This is a genomic window from Agrobacterium sp. 16-2014-1-2a (assembly GCF_053522705.1).
In genome coordinates, this window is the sequence record NZ_JBNWBX010000009.1 from 128,510 (window position 1) to 145,126 (window position 16,617).

The window sequence follows — 16,617 nt, forward strand, 5'->3', positions numbered from 1 at the left end:
ATATGAAGGAAACCTGGCGCTGGTTCGGTGAATCGGACCCCATCACCTTGCAGCATGTGCGGCAGACCGGCGCCAGCGGCGTTGTAACGGCGCTGCACCAGATCCCCGACGGCACGGCGTGGCCGGTCGAAGAGATCGCCAAACGCAAGGCGATGATCGAGGCGGCCGGCCTGGAATGGAGTGTCTGCGAATCCATTCCGATGGAACAGTCCATCAAGCGCGGCGATGCCGATGCGCCGAAGGCGATTGCGCGCTGGAAAGATACGCTATCCCGTCTCGGTCACGCGGGCGTTCCCGTCGTCTGCTACAATTTCATGCCGGTGGTGGACTGGACACGCACGAACCTGCGCTGGCAGGCACGCAATACCGGCTTGGCGCTGCGCTTCGAAATGGCGGATTTCGTCGCCTATGACGTCTTCATCCTGAAGCGTGTTCGTGCTGCTGAAAATTACGATCCTGCGCTCGTGGCGCGAGCCGAAAAGCGTTTTGCGCAAATGAGCGAAGATGACCAGTCGCTTCTCGAGCGTAACATCATCGCCGGCCTGCCGGGCGGCGCCTTGGTGCAGACGCGCGAATCCATCGCCGCTCTGATTGCTTCGTTCGATGGCATCGACAGCGCGACCATGCAGGGCAATCTTCTGGCCTTTCTGAGAGAGGTCGTGCCGGTGGCGGAAGAGGTGGGCGTGCATCTCGGCATCCACCCTGATGATCCACCGTTCTCCCTGTTCGGCCTGCCGCGCGTTGTCTCGACACCTGCAGATATTCGCGCCATCCTCTCGGCCGTTGAAAGCCCGAACAATGGCATCACCCTTTGTACCGGCTCCTACGGCGCCCGCAGCGACAATGATCTTGTGGCGATGGCACGGGAGTTCGCGTCTCGCATCAATTTCGCCCATCTTCGGAATGTGACCGTTGAAGCGGATGGTTCCTTCTTTGAGGACGATCATCTGGATGGCGGAACGGACATGATTGGAGTCATCGAGGCATTGTTGCGCGAGGAGCGGGCCGCCGCCAAGGCTGGCCGCCGCACCAATATTCCAATGCGGCCTGACCACGGCCATCTGCTGGGTGATGACATCACCAAAAAGACCAATCCCGGATATTCCTACATTGGCCGCATGAAGGGGCTCGGCGAACTCCGCGGCGTCATCCGCACGATTGAGCGCCAGCTTCGCCGCGAGGAGGGTACCGCATGAAAACCCGCAAACTTGGTCGCACGGCGTTGTCGCTGAGCGAACTTTCCTTCGGCGCGGCCGGTATCGGTAATCTCTATCGCAGCGTCAGCCGCGAAGATGCGATGGAGACGCTGCAAGCCGCCTGGGACGCCGGCATCCGCTATTTCGATACCGCACCCTATTACGGGCAGGGCCTTTCCGAACGCCGCCTCGGGGATTTTCTTCAGGGGAAACCACGCGACGAATTCGTGCTGTCCACCAAGGTCGGGCGGATCCTGAAACCGGCTGAAGCGGGCGTGACACCAGATTACGGATTTGTCGATGCACTGCCTTTCGTGGTGGAATACGACTACAGCTATGATGGCATCATGCGCTCGCATGAACTGAGTCTCGCCCGGCTTGGTCTCGGTTCAGTGGATATTCTTTATGTCCACGATCTGGAGGAGACCACGCTTGGGGAAGAGGCCTATCGCCATCATTTCAGGATATTCACCGAAAGCGGCATCGAGGCCCTGCACGAGTTGAAGGCGACAGGCCGGATCGGCGCGTTCGGTCTTGGCGTGAATGAGGTTCCGGCTTGTCTGAACCTCATGGAGATAGACGAGATCGACTGCATTCTTCTGGCGGGTCGTTACACGCTGCTCGACCGGTCGGCTGCAGCAAAGCTGCTGGGGCGTTGTGCGGAAACCGGCACCTCGCTCGTCATCGGCGGCGTCTTCAACTCTGGCATTCTTGCGACGGGTGCACGGCCGGGTGCGACTTTCAACTATAGTGAAGCAGCAGCAGATGTCATGGAGCGGGTGCGCGCCATGGAGCTCCACGCTGCCGGGCACGGGGTTGCACTTGCGGCCGCTGCCCTGCATTTTCCGCTGCAAAATGCCGATGTCGCAAGTGTCCTGATCGGCACCGCAAAACCGGACAGCCTTTTGCGCAACCTGTCTATTTTCGAAACGGCCGTGCCGGATGCCGCCTGGGCGGGTTTCGACGCGCTCGCCCTCGAAAATTGACCGCAACGACAGGGAGGAGGACGCCATGGATCTGATCGATACTCACCAGCATCTGATCTTGCGAGGCAAGCTCGGTTATGCCTGGACACGAGGGGAGCCCAGCCTTGCGGGAAGCTTCACCCAGGCTGATTACGCAGCGCTTGTCGAGGGATGTGGCGTAGTGGGTACGATCTTCATGGAAAGCGGGGTGGATGACGGCGACTATCAGGCTGAGGCTCGCCTCATCGCCAGCATGATCGGCGAGGGTGCCTTGCCGATGTTCGGCCAGATCGCCAGTTGCCGACCGGAAACGGATAATGGTTTCGAAGCCTGGCTGGAGGAGTGCCGCCACCTCAACGTGGTCGGTTTCCGGCGCATTCTCCACGTTATGCCCGACGACCTCAGCCGCGAGGAAAATTACCGACGAAACGTGCGCACGATTGGAAAGGCCGGATGGCCGGTCGATCTGTGTTTTCATTCCCGCCAGCTTGCCATTGCCGCCGAACTTGTCGGGGCCTGCCCCGATGTGCGCTTCATGCTCGACCATTGCGGCACGCCGGACATTGCCGGAAACGATTTTCGGGAGTGGAGCGGGCGTATGGCCGACTTGGCGACGCTGCCCAATCTCTTCGTCAAACTCTCCGGCATCACCGCCTATTGTGCACCGGGATGCGCGACGCTGGAAAGCGTGACACCCTATGTGGAAACCGTGCTCAACCTGTTCGGACCTGAGAGAATGGTCTGGGGCGGCGACTGGCCGGTGGTCGATCTCGGCTCGGGTCTACCGGAATGGATCGGTATGACGAGTGAGCTTCTTTCGACGCTCTCGCCCGACGAGCAGGCATCGATCGGCCACCGCAATGCCAGACTGTTTTATTTGGCGACATAGCGTGCAGCTTTTCATGCCGATTGTGCATTGCGTCGGCCGGCTATGCCAAGAAGCGCGCCGGCGCGCGCTTCATACGTCTGTGCTTTACTCGGCTGGCTGCGCTGCGGTTGTCGTCGCAGAGCGGTTGGTCTCTCCAGAAAGGCTGCGCTGACCGAGGCTGATAATGGTGACTGTCGACAGGGTGGCGACAATCGATACCCAGAAGCCGTTGCTCGGGCCGAAATTATCGATCACCCAGCCGGAAATGAAGGCGCCGAGCGCCATGCCGATACCGATGCCGGTCATCACCCAGGTCACGCCTTCCGTCAGCATCGATTCCGGCACGCGGCGCTCGATCAGGCCAAATGCCGTGATGAAGATGGGAGAGATTGCAACGCCGCTGAGGAATACGGCGAAGGCAAGCAGGGAAACTGTCGTGCTTGCAAAGAGGAGAGGCAGCGCGGTGAGCGCAAGGACGCTGACGGCGATCAGCAATTGCCGTTGCAGCGGCATTTTGGGGTTGATCGCGCCCAGAAGCAGGCCGACGACAAACGAACCGATGGCATAGACGCCGATGACGAGGCTGGCAGCTTCCGGTTGACCGAGTTCTTTGGTGATGGCAACGGCACTTACCTCGGCTGTGGCGAAAGTGGACCCTACGAAGATCAGGGCGACCGTGATGATCTGGACCGAACGCAGCCGGATAGCCGAATGTTGCCTGCTGCCACTTTCAACCGCGCGTACCTTGGGTTCGGTCGATCGTTGCAGCAGAAAGGCAAAGGTACCGAGTGCCAGCGAGGCGGTGCTGATCATCATACCTGCTTCCGGAAAGAGTGAGACCGCGAGACCGACGGAGAGCGAGGCGCCGGCGATGTAGACAAGTTCGTCGGCGGCGGATTCAAATGCAAACGCGGTGTTCAGCTCAGGTCGGTCACGGAAGATTTCCGTCCAGCGGGCGCGCATCATCGCGGGAATACTCGGCATGGCCGCGGCGAGGAAGGCCGAAAGAAAGAGCGTCCAGGCAGGCCATCTCTGGTTGGTCGCGATAATCAGGATAGCAAAGGCGATGACCGATATGATGGTGGCCGGGACAAGGACGCTGCTCTGGCCCTTGCGGTCCACCAATCTGGAAATCTGCGGCGCAACGGCGGCATTGGTCAGCGCGAAGGTTGCCGAGACCGCGCCGGCAAGCCAATATTCGCCATGGGTCTGGGAAAGCATGGCGACGATGCCGATCGGTGCCATCGCAATCGGAAGACGGGCAAAGAAGCCTGCGGCGGAAAAGCCTTTGGCGCCCGGAGCCCGGAAAATTTCTCTATATGGATTAGACATCGGGATGCACCTTGTTTAGGGAGTACCCACCACAAACATACGTGGCGTATGCAAATGAAATAATTGCATACGTCGCGTATGTCAACTAGTATACGCGACGTATGTAGAATTCGGAGAAAAAATGCGCAAACCTCGCAGTGAAATGATTGCCGAGACGCGGGCGAAGCTTCTGGTCGCTGGCCGCAAGGCATTTGGCAGCATCGGCTATGCCGAAGCTTCGATGGACGACTTCACTGCCGAAGCAGGGCTGACCCGCGGCGCGCTCTATCATCATTTTGGCGACAAGAAAGGCCTGCTGCTGGCGGTTGTGGGTGAGATCGACGCCGAGATGACGAAAAGGCTCTGTGACATCTCGTCTAGGGCCGCGACGCGTTGGGAGGGTTTCGTCGAGGAAAATGTCGGTTACATTCTCATGGCTCTGGAGCCGGAAATCCAGCGGATCATGTTCCGTGATGGGCCAGCCGTTCTCGGCGACCCTTCACGTTGGCCAAATGCCAATGGTTGTATCTCGGCCGTTGCGCGAAGTCTCGATGCGCTGAAGCAGGAAGGGACGATCGTCGACATTGATCCGGAGGCCTGTGCGCGTTTCATAAATGCGGCGAGCAGCAGTGCAGCCCAGTGGATCGCGAATTCCGACGACCCCGAAACGACCTCGAAACGCGCCGTCGACAGTTTCCGCACCTTTCTGGAAGGGCTGAGGATCACACGCTGATCCGCTTGTCGCCGGTTCTGCGTACACATCAGGGTCAATCTCGTTCCGGCTGAGTGGGTAACCTTGAGCCGGCGATATTCCCCGAAGCGCGCTGAGCGAATCGTGCTGTCTCTCTCCCCCGTAGACTCGTTAACGCGCCAGGGATGATAAGAAATTGCCGGCTCATCGATACAGTTTTTCCTCCTTGAAGAAAAACCGGCCGATCCGGCTGATTTCTGTTTACTTTTGTCGAAATTGCACCGCATCACGCTGTTTGAATTCGCTGTAAGGCCTTTCGCAAACTACGGAGGATGAGATGAAAGCACTGGTGCTGGAAGAAAAAGGAAAGCTCTCGCTCAGGGAGTTCGACATTCCCGGCAAGCTCGGACCCAAGGATGTGCGCATCCGTACCCATACCGTCGGGATTTGCGGCTCGGACGTCCATTATTATACCCATGGCAAAATCGGCCATTTCGTTGTGCATGCGCCGATGGTGCTGGGCCATGAAGCTTCCGGAACGGTAATCGAGACCGGTGCCGAGGTTGCGCATCTGAAGGCGGGTGATCGCGTCTGCATGGAGCCGGGCATTCCCGATCCGACCTCGCGCGCTTCCAAACTTGGCATTTACAATGTTGATCCGGCGGTCAGCTTCTGGGCAACGCCACCCGTTCACGGTTGCCTGACACCGGAAGTCATTCATCCCGCCGCCTTTACATACAAGTTGCCCGACAACGTTTCCTTTGCCGAAGGCGCCATGGTGGAACCCTTCGCCATCGGGATGCAGGCAGCGCTCAGGGCGCGTATTCAGCCCGGCGATGTTGCCATCGTGACGGGCGCCGGTCCGATCGGCATGATGGTTGCGCTGGCGGCGCTAGCCGGCGGTTGCGCAAAGGTGATCGTTGCCGATCTTGCCCAGCCGAAGCTGGATATCATCGCAGCCTATGACGGCATCGAGACCGTCAACATCCGCGAACGTGACCTGTCGCAGGCCGTGGCTGATGCGACGGATGGCTGGGGTTGCGATGTCGTTTTCGAATGCTCTGGCGCTGCACCCGCCGTGCTCGGCATGGCGAAACTCGCACGTCCCGGCGGCGCCATCGTCCTCGTCGGTATGCCGGTCGATCCGGTGCCGGTCGATATCGTCGGCTTGCAGGCAAAAGAGCTGCGGGTGGAGACGGTTTTCCGCTACGCCAATGTGTATGACCGTGCGGTCGCTCTCATCGCGTCAGGTAAGGTGGATCTGAAGCCGCTGATCTCCGCGACCATTCCCTTCGAAGACAGCATTGCCGGTTTTGACCGCGCGGTGGAGGCAAGGGAAACGGACGTGAAGCTGCAAATTCTGATGCCGCAATAATCCATTCCGGCAAGCCGCCTGCCGATGCAGGGGCGTCAAAAACCCTTCGGAAAAGTATAAGCTCGACCTGCCGGTGATCGACGGGTCGAGCTTTAAAAAATCATCACATCGATCTTTAAGATGCGCATTTTCTGGGCGTATGGCGTGCAACTGCGCGAAAAAATGGGCGCAACCGCTGGATTAGTTGTCGGTCGATGCACGGCACTCTTCAATTTCTGACAAAAAACAGTCAAAAAAGTATCGGTAATTTCCCCGGTATGATGTGGAAGTAAATGTGCCGCAGGCCATATGCTCCCCATCAACGCCTGGGACGAGCCATAAAGAGGAATGGCTTTGCTCCGCGAATACGGCGGACGTGACCGATGGGAGGAAACATCGATGCAGCCCGATCTGGAACTGGTACATATCCGCAAGGGCGAATCCTTCGCCGCCTGGCGGCATGGCTATCCGTTCCGCACCGTGCGCTGGCATTACCATCCCGAATATGAAATTCATCTGGTCGTGGCGACGTCAGGCACGTTCTACATTGGCGATTTCGTCGGTCGCTTCGGCCCGGGCCAGCTAATCATGACTGGCCCAAATCTCCCTCAAAACTGGATCAGCGAGATCGAGCCGGACGAGATCGTTCCCACGCGCTCTCTCGTCATCCAGTTTCCGGAAGCTTTTATCGAGGATGCCTGCGCTTCCATGTCCGAGATGGAGGTAGTTCGCGCCCTTCTGGACCGCAGCCGCCGCGGCATTCTGTTCGACGAAGAGACCAGCGATCACGTTCGCCCGCTGATACTGCGTTTGATCGAGGCGCAGGGGTTGAAGCGTCTTGCGATTTTTTGGGAAATTCTCGATCTGCTGGTCAATGCGCCGGCGCCCGAGGTGCTGGCGAGCCTGAGCTACGAGCTGGACCTGACGGGCATCGGCGATAGCGGCATCAACCGCGCCTTGTCGCATCTGCGCCAGCATCTAACCGAACAGGTCGAGGAAATCGATCTGGCCGACATGGTTGGCCAGAGCCAGAGTGCCTTTTCCCGTGCCTTCAAGCGGCATACGGGAACGACTTTGGTGCGCTATCGCAATCAGCTGCGCATCGATCTGGCCTGCCAGATGCTTCTGGTGGATCAGGACGTGAAGGTGGCGGAAGTCTGCTACGACGTGGGCTTTTCAAACCTTTCGAATTTCAACAGGCATTTCCTGAAGCTGAAGGGAATGTCGCCATCGAGGTTTCGTACGGTATTCGCGGCCCAGAAGGCAGCGGTCATGGCGGATTAAACCAAGATACATCGCGGATTTTTCACCAATTCGGGCAGAGGACTGTCCGGAAACGGGCTCTTATTGCCCAGATTTTCCAAACGGGAGGAAGTTACTATGAGAATGAAATCCAAGTTCCTGATGGCATCGGCCGCACTTGCAATGATGGCCGCTCCGGCATTGGCACAGGACAAGCTGAAAATCGGCATGACGTTCCAGGAACTGAACAACCCCTATTTCGTGTCCATGCAGGAAGCGCTGAAGGAAGCCGCGGCAAGCATCGGCGCTGATGTTGTCGTCACCGACGCCGGCCACGATGTGGCAAAGCAGATTTCCGACGTGGAAGACATGCTGCAGCAGAAGATCGACATCCTGCTTCTGAACCCGACCGACAGCGCCGGCATCGAAGCCGCCGTGCACGCTGCCAAAGCTGCCGGCGTGATTGTCGTTGCTGTCGACGCCAACGCAAACGGCCCGGTCGACACCTTCGTCGGCTCGAAGAACCGTGACGCAGGCTACAAGTCTTGCAAGCATCTCGGTGATGCGCTCGGCGGCAAGGGTGAAGTCGCAATCCTCGACGGTATCCCGGTCGTGCCGATCCTGCAGCGCGTCGAAGGCTGCAAGGCAGCGCTTGCAGAATTTGCCGATATCAAGCTTGTCGACACGCAGAATGGTCGTCAGGACCGCTCCGTTGCGCTCGGCGTCGTTGAAAACATGATCCAGTCCCGTCCGAACCTCGCCGGTATCTTCTCGGTGAATGATGGCGGCGCAATGGGTGCACTCGCTGCGATCCAGGGCTCCGGCAAGGACATCAAGCTGACCTCGGTTGATGGTGCTCCCGAAGCGGTGAAGGCAATTGCCGACGGCGGCCCTTTCATCGAAACGACCGCGCAGTTCCCGCGTGACCAGGTGCGCGTTGGCCTTGCCATGGCGCTTGCCCAGAAGTGGGGCGCCCGCGTCGTTCCGAAGGAAGTACCGATCGACGTCATGGTCGTTGACAGCAAGAACGCCGGCGACTTCAGCTGGTAAGAATTCCTCCCCAGGTCCCGTCCCCGCCTCGTGTGGGGGCGGGACATGTCCCGACCATCGAGGAGGGTAAAATGCTGGAACTGAATGGAATAAGAAAAAGCTTCGGCAAGATCGAGGTCCTGCGCGGCGTTGACCTGCAGGCGCGCGCCGGCGAGGTGCATGCGCTTCTGGGAGAGAACGGCGCTGGCAAGTCGACATTGATGAAAATCCTGTGCGGCATTTTGCAGCCCTCGGAGGGCACGATCCGCATTGACGGAAAGGACCGCCGCTTCGCCAATTACGATGAGGCGATTGCCGCCGGTATCGGCATCGTGTTTCAGGAATTCAGCCTGATCCCCTATCTCGATGCGGTCGAAAACATGTTTCTGGCACGCGAAATCCGCGGACCGCTGCGCCTGCTGAACAAGCGCGCGATGCGTAAACGTGCCGCCGAAATCATGAGCCGTCTGGCCGTGGACGTTCCGCTCGATGTGCCGGTGCACCGCCTTTCCGTTGCCCAGCAGCAATTCGTGGAAATTGCCAAGGCGCTTTCACTCGATGCCCGTATTCTCGTTCTCGATGAGCCGACTGCGACGCTTACCCCGTCCGAGACCGAGCATCTCTTCAAGGTCATGCGCGAGCTGCGGCGTCAGGGTGTCGCTATCATCTTCATTTCCCATCATCTCGAGGAAATATTCGAGATCTGCGACCGCATCACCGTCCTGCGTGATGGCGAACTCATCGGCTCCTGCCTCACCTCTGACGTCGATAATGACCGTCTGGTGGAGATGATGGTCGGCCGGCGCATCGAGGCCAATTTTCCGCCCAAACCGAAGATCGATACAGCTGCGCGCAACGTGATCGAGGTCGAAGAGCTTCAACTGAAAAAAGGCGGGCCGGTCTCGCGCTTTACCCTGCGGCAGGGTGAGATACTCGGTTTTGCCGGGCTTGTCGGTTCCGGGCGCACGGAAACGGTGCTGGCCATGCTTGGCGCGCATTCCGCTTCGCGCCGCAAGATCAAGGTCGATGGCGTCGAGACCCGCTTTTCCGGCCCGGATGAGGCACTGATGCGCGGCATTGGCCTGCTGCCGGAAAGCCGCAAGGAAGAGGGTCTGATCACCAGTTTCTCCATCCTGCAGAACATCTCCCTCAACAACTATCGCAAGTACCAGAAGGCTCACTGGTTTATCGACCTGAAAAAAGAGCTGGAGCACACGAAAAAGGCGATGGCGCAGGTTCAGGTCAAGGCACAGGGACCCTATGCCCGCGTGGACACGCTGTCCGGTGGAAACCAGCAGAAGATCGTTATCGCCCGCTGGCTGAATCATGACATGCGCGTCCTGATCTTCGACGAACCGACGCGCGGCATCGATGTCGGCGCGAAGGCGGAAATCTATGCGCTGATGCGCGAATTCGCAGCCAAGAGCTATTCGATCATCATGATCTCTTCGGAGCTGCCGGAAGTGATCGGCATGTCGGACCGCGTCTGCGTGTTCCGCTCCGGGGGCATCGTCGCCACCGTCGAGGGCGCAGACATCAATTCAGAAACAATAATGACAAACGCCACCACCGGGAGGGTTGAACATGTCGCTTGATGCAAATACCGGCATTGCCGAAAAGACGAGCGGTTTCGGCCTTGGCAGCATGCTGCGCTCGCCACTCGCCCTGCCTCTGGCGGGCCTGATTGTCGTATCGATCCTGATGGGTCTTGCGAGCGACAATTTCTTCAGCGTGAACAACATCATGAACGTGCTGCGACAGGTTTCAGTCGTGGGCATTCTGGCCGTGGGCATGACATTCGTCATCCTCACGGGCGGCATCGACCTGTCGGTCGGCGCGGTCATGGCGCTGGTCGGCACGTTGTCTGCCGGCCTGATGGTGAATACCGGCCTGCCTGCGTCGCTCGCCTTGCCGGCCGGGCTGTTCATCGGACTTGGCATCGGTATCTTCAACGGAGCACTTGTCGCCTGGGGCAAGATGCCGGCCATCATCGTCACGCTTGCGACCATGGGAATGGCGCGCGGTCTCGGCCTCATCTACTCCGGCGGTTATCCCGTCAGCGGCATTCCGAGCTGGATCTCCTGGTTTGGCGTCGGCCGCGTTGGCGTCGTGCCGGTGCCTGTTATCATCATGGTGGTGATTTACGCCGTGGCCTGGGTGCTTTTGCAGCGTACGGCTTTCGGTCGTCACGTCTATGCACTCGGCGGCAACGAGTTGGCCGCGCGCCTCTCCGGCGTCAAGACCCGGCGCGTCAAGCTTGCCGTCTATGGTATCTCAGGCGTGACGGCAGCGCTTGCAGCTCTCATTCTGACCGGCCGGCTCATGAGCGGACAGCCCAATGCGGGTGTCGGTTTCGAGCTGGATGCCATTGCGGCCGTGGTTCTCGGCGGCACGGCGATTGCCGGCGGACGCGGGCTCATTCTTGGTACCCTTATCGGCGCGGTGCTGCTCGGCATCCTGAATAATGGCCTCAATCTCATGGGTATCAACCCTTATCTGCAGGATGTCATCAAGGGCGCGATCATTCTGCTCGCCATCTATATCGGGCGCGACTGGCGTTGAGCCCACACGTCATATCTTAAAAGAAGCAGGAGAATTAAATGTCTGAATTGCTGCAAGGCAAGATCGCGGTCATCACCGGCGCCGCGTCCGGTATTGGCCTCGCCACCACCGAGGCGCTACTGGAAAACGGTGCAACCGTCGTCATGGTCGACTGGAACGAGAAAGCCCTGAATGAACTTGTCGGTAAACTCGGCAAGCGCGCCATCGCGCAAGTCACGAACCTTCTGGATGCAGACAGTTGCAATGCCATGATCCCGGAAATCCTTGAGAAGGTCGATCACATCGATATTCTCTACTGCAACGCAGGCACTTATATCGGTGGCGATCTCACCGAAACCACGCCGGAAGCCATCGACAAGATGTTGAACCTCAACGTCAATGCCGTGATGAAGAATGTGCAGGCCGTCGTGCCGCACATGTCGGAGCGCAAGACCGGCGACATCATCGTCACTTGCTCGATCGCCGGACATTTCCCGACCTATTGGGAGCCGGTCTATTCGGGTTCGAAATGGGCGATCACCAGCTTCGTGCAGGGCATGCGTCGCCAGATGATCCCGCATGGTGTGCGCGTCGCGCAGGTCTCTCCCGGCCCGGTCGTCTCGGCCCTTCTGGCAGACTGGCCGGAAGAGAATCTTCGCAAGGCCAAGGAATCGGGTAGCCTCATCGACGCGAGTGAAGTGGCCGATGCGGTTGTTTACATGCTGACCCGCAAGCGCACCGTCACCATCCGCGACATGCTGGTGCTGCCCACCAACTTCGACCGCGTTTAAACTACACTCCCAAGGAGTATCGCAAATGGCTTCCTACCTGATTGGCGTCGATGTCGGTACCGGCTCTGCCCGTGCCGGTGTCTTTGATGTGGCGGGCAGGCTTCTCGCCACCGCCAAGCGCCCGATCACGATGCATCGCGAAGACGGCGGCATAGCCGAACAATCGAGTGGTGAGGTTTGGAAAGCCGTTTGCGACAGCGTGCGGGAAAGTGTCTCGCGCGCCGGCATAGATCCCGCAGCCGTGGTTGGCATCGGTTTCGATGCCACCTGCTCGCTCGTGGTGCGCGGGCCTGAGGACGAGACCCTTCCGGTCGGCGCGCCGGATCATCCAGAGCGCGATATCATCGTCTGGATGGATCACCGCGCCGTCGAACAGGCGGAGCGGATCAATGCGGGCGAACATGCCGTTCTGAAATATGTCGGCGGTCGGATTTCCCCGGAAATGCAGACGCCCAAGCTGCTCTGGCTTCGCGAAAACAGGCCGGATATCTATGCGCGCGCCGAGCACTTCTTCGACCTGACGGACTTCCTGACCTGGAAAGCCTCAGGCGCGCTCGATCGTTCCGCCTGCACGGTTACCTGCAAGTGGACTTATCTCGCCCATGAGGAACGTTGGGATGCGGAATATTTCACCCGCATCGGGCTTGGCGATCTGGCGGAGCAGGGATTCCGCCGTATCGGTGAAAGCGTCGTTCATCCAGGCACGGCGCTGGGTAATGGTTTGACCGATGAAGCCGCAACAGCCATGGGGCTGGTTGCTGGAACCGCCGTTGCCGCCGGTCTGATCGATGCGCATGCCGGGGGTGTCGGCACGGTGGCTGCGGGCGGCGACGCTTCGCGGTGCCTCGGTTACGTCTTTGGTACTTCTTCCTGTACCATGACAACCACCTCGGAGCCGGCTTTCGTGCCGGGTGTTTGGGGTCCCTATTATTCCGCCATGGTTCCCGGCGCGTGGCTCAATGAAGGCGGCCAATCCGCCGCCGGTGCGGCCATTGATTATCTGGTGCAATTGCACCCGGCATTTTCAGAGGCAAAGGCGCTTTCCGAAAAAGAAGGCAAGTCATTACCTGCATGGCTTGCCGACCGTGCACTGGCTTTGGCCACGTCTGCTTCCGCTGCCGTGAAGATTGCCGAGAATTTTCACGTGGTGCCGGAGTTCCTCGGCAACCGCGCGCCCTTCGCCGATCCTCATGCCCGTGCCGTCATTGCCGGTTACGGCACCGAGACGGGGGTGGATTCGCTTGTCGCGCTTTACGTAGCGGGGCTTCTCGGCCTCGGTTACGGGCTTCGCCAGATCATCGAGACGCAGGCGCGTCATGGCGCTCCCGTGGAAACGATCAGTGTCAGCGGCGGCGCGGGCGCTCATCCGCTTGCCAGACAATTGCTGGCGGATGCGACGGGGCTTCCGGTTGAACTCACTGAATGCGAGGAGCCGGTGCTTCTTGGATCGGCGATGCTCGGTGCGGTTGCTGCCAAGGCCTATCCCGACCTGATTTCCGCAATGCCCGCCATGTCGCGTATTGCCAAATATTCGGCACCGGACGCTGCATTCAGCCAAGTGCACCAGTCACGCTACGACGCGTTTCTGGCACTGCAGAATGCGGCGCGCGCCATTCGTTCCGCAAACCATTCCTGAAGCGCCACGCGCTTCCATCGTCCGGCCGTTTTGGCCGCAAAATAAAGAGGATTCCATGCAGTTTTCCGGAAAATCCGTCATCATCACCGGCGCAGGCAAGGGCATCGGCCGTGCCTGCGCTATCCTGATGGCCGCGCGCGGTGCTGAGGTCGTGGCAATCAGCCGGACCCAGTCCGATCTCGACAGCCTGAAAAGCGAAATCGGCGGACGCTCGATCCGTGTCGATCTCGCAGATGTGGCGTCGACGCGGGCCGCGATGGTCGAGGCGGGTCCATGCGATTTTCTCATCAACAGCGCCGGCATCAACGTGCTCGAAAGCGTGCTTGATATGAGCGACGAAGGTTATGAGGCTGTACTGGGCATCAATCTGCGTACCGCGCTCGTCACCTGCCAGGAATTCGCCCGTGCCCGTGTCGCAAAGGGTGGCGGCGGCGCAATCGTCAACATCACGTCAATTGCCGGTCATCGCGGTTTTCAGGATCATCTCTGCTACGCGGCCTCGAAAGCGGGGCTTGAAGGCGCAACCCGCGTTCTTGCCAAGGAACTCGGGCCGCACGGCATCCGTGTCAACGCCGTGGCGCCGACCATCACGCTGACTGAACTGGCTGCCGAAGCATGGAACGATCCGGCCAAGAGCACACCAATGATGGTTCGCCATCCTCTGCAGCGCTTTGCCGAGGCCGAAGACGTGGCACAGAGCATCGCACTGCTTCTGTCAGATGATAGCAGCATGATTTCCGGCGCGGTGTTGCCCATCGATGGCGGGTTCCTCGCCGTCTGACGTTTAAGGGATGCGCGGGTGCAAATGCATCGCCGCGCATCCTGTTCCAGGACTGGATATCCGCTCAGGTCAGATCCGGATGTCTGCCAACCAGCTGGTTGCGTTTTGCCTGAAGAATTTCCTTCTGTTCTTCAAGTTTGAGCAATTCGTCGTCTATCTCCTCGACGCTTTTCTCGATGTGCAGATATTGCTCTGCAAGAAGCGACTTCGCTTCCTTTCGGCTAGACGCATTCGGCGTGTCGCCATAAAGCGGCCGGTTGGCGGTTTCCTTGAGGAAAAATGTCGTCACAATGCCAAAGATGGCCGCGACCATGAGATAGTAGGCCGGCATATAGATATTTTCCGTTACCTCCACCAACCATGCGGTGAGTGTCGGCGTGAGCCCGGCAACGATGATCGAGATATTAAACGCGATAGCCAGCGCGCTGTAGCGGATGCGGGCCGGGAAAAGGGCCGGGAGGGTGGATGCCATGATCCCGATCAGGCAGTTAAGTGCGACCGCCAGGATGAGCAGGCCGAAGAAAATCTGAACAACCTGCCCGCTGGCGATGAGATGAAATGCCGGCAGTGAAAGAAACAGGATCGCCGTGCTGCCAACCGCCAGAAACGGCCTGCGTCCGATCCGGTCGCTCAAAAGCCCGATGGCGGGCTGGACGAACAGCATGCCAACCATAACCGCGATGATGATGAGGACGCCATGGTCCTCGCTGTAATTCAGCGTCTTCGACAGATATGTCGGCATGTAGGTGAGCAGCATGTAATAGGTGACGTTGGTCACGAGGACCATGCCTATGCATATTGCCAGCGAGCGGGAATGTTGGCTCACGATCTCGGCGATGGGAACCATGGGGCGCTCTTTCAGCGACTGCCGGTCTTCTTCTTCGGAGCGCTGCAGGCGTTCGGTGAAGGCTGGTGTTTCTTCTGCCGCGTGGCGCAGATAAAGCCCGATCAGCCCGAGGGGTGCCGCCAGAAAGAACGGAATGCGCCAGCCCCAGTCGAGGAACTTGGCTTCACCCATCGCGGTGCTGAGCAGCACGACGAGCCCCGCGCCAAGCACAAAGCCGGCGATGGAGCCGAAGTCGAGCCAGCTTCCAAGGTAACCGCGCTTCCGGTCAGGCGCGTATTCCGCCACGAAAATGGCCGCACCGGTATATTCGCCGCCAACGGAAAACCCCTGGGCAAGCTTGCATAACAGCAACAGAATGGGTGCCCATATGCCGATGGTGGCATAACCGGGGATGAGGCCGATACAGAAGGTGCTCGCGGCCATGATGATGATTGTCAGGGAGAGGACTTTTTGACGCCCGAATTTGTCGCCCATGGCGCCAAAAAATACGCCCCCCAAAGGGCGGATGAGGAAGGGGACGGAGAAGGTTGCGAGCGCCGCCACCGTTTGAACGGCGGGTGACGCGTCAGGGAAGAAGACCTTGCCGACGGCATAGGCGACGAAGCCGTATACGCCGAAGTCGAACCACTCCATCGCGTTACCGAGAGCGGCTGCCGTAACTGCTTTTTTGACCTTCTCGTCATCGATGACGGTGACGTCGTCGATGCTCAGCGGAGTGGCCTGTATCTGGTTGTTCAATCACTGTCCCCCTGAACTGCATTGCGCCCGAATTTTTTGAGCGCCATGAAAATGCTCGATACGCTTAAGCGTTCCATCGGTCGGCAGAACAATCGGGCCTTAGCTCATCTTATGGGGAGGGAGTATGGGCGGGGTCGCCCGACGGGAGAATAAAAAACGCCCGGCTGGTAGCCGGGCGTTTTTTAAAGATTAGTGGTGGTGCTCAGGCATTTCCTTGAGCTGATCCTTGGTCCACGAGGTAATCGCGTGGACATCGCCGTCTTCATCGCGCATGAAATCGAGATCGCTGAGCGGTACGGCGACGGGCTTTGCGCCGATGCCGAGAAAGCCGCCGACGTCGATGATCGCGGTGCTTGCCGCGCCGACGCCATGGACGTGATCGACCTTGCCGACCTTGTGGTCATCTGCGCCATAAACTGTTGCACCTTCCAGAACCGACGGGGTCAGTTCGGTTTCAACGAGGCGTACGTGATTGGCGTGATCCATTTTTCTTCCTCCTGCTTGGGTTGCGATATGGAAACTCCCGCAGTGCAAAACCGTTCCATCGCGTCTGGGGGATTTTGGGCTAAACCGGTTGTCTGAACGCTTAGGGGACTGGTATGAACTCCAGCGGACCGCCCGCCGCAA

15 protein-coding genes are annotated in these 16,617 nt (G+C 59.2%); 12 read left to right on the forward strand and 3 right to left on the reverse strand.

Annotation, left to right across the window (positions count from 1 at the left end; genetic code table 11):
• Positions 1 to 2 precede the first annotated feature (2 nt).
• From uxuA to ACQZ45_RS22440, 3 genes are read left to right on the forward strand one after another with little or no spacing between them, the layout of a single operon-like run.
• On the forward strand, positions 3 to 1,196 hold the full coding sequence (uxuA, locus tag ACQZ45_RS22430) for a mannonate dehydratase (RefSeq protein ID WP_019566874.1): 1,194 nt from the start codon (positions 3 to 5) through the stop codon (positions 1,194 to 1,196).
• The gene (locus tag ACQZ45_RS22435) at positions 1,193 to 2,182 is read left to right on the forward strand and encodes an aldo/keto reductase (protein ID WP_111802285.1); all 990 of its coding nucleotides are present in this window, start codon (positions 1,193 to 1,195) and stop codon (positions 2,180 to 2,182) included. Before uxuA ends, ACQZ45_RS22435 begins: the two co-directional genes overlap by 4 nt.
• Before the next feature lie 25 nt (positions 2,183 to 2,207).
• A complete protein-coding gene (locus tag ACQZ45_RS22440) occupies positions 2,208 to 3,050 on the forward strand; it encodes an amidohydrolase family protein (RefSeq protein WP_013762236.1) in 843 nt (280 codons plus the stop codon).
• 84 nt (positions 3,051 to 3,134) lie between these two features.
• On the opposite strand, the gene ACQZ45_RS22445 is transcribed toward ACQZ45_RS22440, so the two are convergent.
• Positions 3,135 to 4,361, reverse strand: coding sequence for an MFS transporter (locus ACQZ45_RS22445; RefSeq protein WP_149916508.1), 1,227 nt, complete (start codon positions 4,359 to 4,361; stop codon positions 3,135 to 3,137).
• A gap of 121 nt (positions 4,362 to 4,482) precedes the next feature.
• On the opposite strand from ACQZ45_RS22445, the gene ACQZ45_RS22450 reads away from it, so the two are divergent.
• The 9 genes from ACQZ45_RS22450 (at position 4,483) to ACQZ45_RS22490 (ending at position 14,405) form a co-directional block, all read left to right on the forward strand.
• Positions 4,483 to 5,073, forward strand: a complete 591-nt coding sequence (locus tag ACQZ45_RS22450) for a TetR/AcrR family transcriptional regulator (protein WP_003518207.1) — start codon at positions 4,483 to 4,485, stop codon at positions 5,071 to 5,073.
• A 295-nt stretch (positions 5,074 to 5,368) separates the two neighbouring features.
• Entirely contained in the window at positions 5,369 to 6,406 is a 1,038-nt protein-coding gene (locus ACQZ45_RS22455) for an NAD(P)-dependent alcohol dehydrogenase (RefSeq protein ID WP_003518206.1), read from the forward strand.
• Between the two features lie 378 nt (positions 6,407 to 6,784).
• Positions 6,785 to 7,669: an AraC family transcriptional regulator gene (locus ACQZ45_RS22460; RefSeq protein ID WP_112673718.1), complete on the forward strand. Its 885-nt coding sequence runs from the start codon at positions 6,785 to 6,787 to the stop codon at positions 7,667 to 7,669.
• Between the two features lie 96 nt (positions 7,670 to 7,765).
• Positions 7,766 to 8,677: an ABC transporter substrate-binding protein gene (locus ACQZ45_RS22465; protein WP_013762239.1), complete on the forward strand. Its 912-nt coding sequence runs from the start codon at positions 7,766 to 7,768 to the stop codon at positions 8,675 to 8,677.
• A 71-nt stretch (positions 8,678 to 8,748) separates the two neighbouring features.
• Positions 8,749 to 10,251 carry a sugar ABC transporter ATP-binding protein gene (locus tag ACQZ45_RS22470; protein ID WP_149916507.1) on the forward strand — a complete coding sequence of 501 codons (1,503 nt, stop codon included), beginning with the start codon at positions 8,749 to 8,751 and terminating at the stop codon, positions 10,249 to 10,251.
• The gene (locus ACQZ45_RS22475; protein ID WP_019566881.1) at positions 10,241 to 11,218 is read left to right on the forward strand and encodes an ABC transporter permease; all 978 of its coding nucleotides are present in this window, start codon (positions 10,241 to 10,243) and stop codon (positions 11,216 to 11,218) included. The genes ACQZ45_RS22470 and ACQZ45_RS22475 overlap by 11 nt, the downstream gene beginning before the upstream one ends.
• Positions 11,219 to 11,256: 38 nt before the next feature.
• Positions 11,257 to 11,988: an SDR family oxidoreductase gene (locus ACQZ45_RS22480; RefSeq protein ID WP_013762241.1), complete on the forward strand. Its 732-nt coding sequence runs from the start codon at positions 11,257 to 11,259 to the stop codon at positions 11,986 to 11,988.
• A gap of 25 nt (positions 11,989 to 12,013) precedes the next feature.
• Entirely contained in the window at positions 12,014 to 13,624 is a 1,611-nt protein-coding gene (locus ACQZ45_RS22485; RefSeq protein ID WP_060642856.1) for an FGGY-family carbohydrate kinase, read from the forward strand.
• A 55-nt stretch (positions 13,625 to 13,679) separates the two neighbouring features.
• Entirely contained in the window at positions 13,680 to 14,405 is a 726-nt protein-coding gene (locus tag ACQZ45_RS22490) for an SDR family oxidoreductase (RefSeq protein ID WP_448742557.1), read from the forward strand.
• Between the two features lie 64 nt (positions 14,406 to 14,469).
• Here ACQZ45_RS22490 and proP read toward each other — a convergent pair whose 3' ends face one another.
• Both proP and ACQZ45_RS22500 read right to left on the reverse strand, forming a co-directional pair.
• Complete coding sequence (proP, locus tag ACQZ45_RS22495; RefSeq protein ID WP_025595114.1) at positions 14,470 to 15,990, reverse strand: glycine betaine/L-proline transporter ProP; 1,521 nt, start codon at positions 15,988 to 15,990, stop codon at positions 14,470 to 14,472.
• Positions 15,991 to 16,179: 189 nt separating this feature from the next.
• Positions 16,180 to 16,476: a PRC-barrel domain-containing protein gene (locus ACQZ45_RS22500; protein WP_003518197.1), complete on the reverse strand. Its 297-nt coding sequence runs from the start codon at positions 16,474 to 16,476 to the stop codon at positions 16,180 to 16,182.
• Between the last annotated feature and the right edge of the window lie 141 nt (positions 16,477 to 16,617).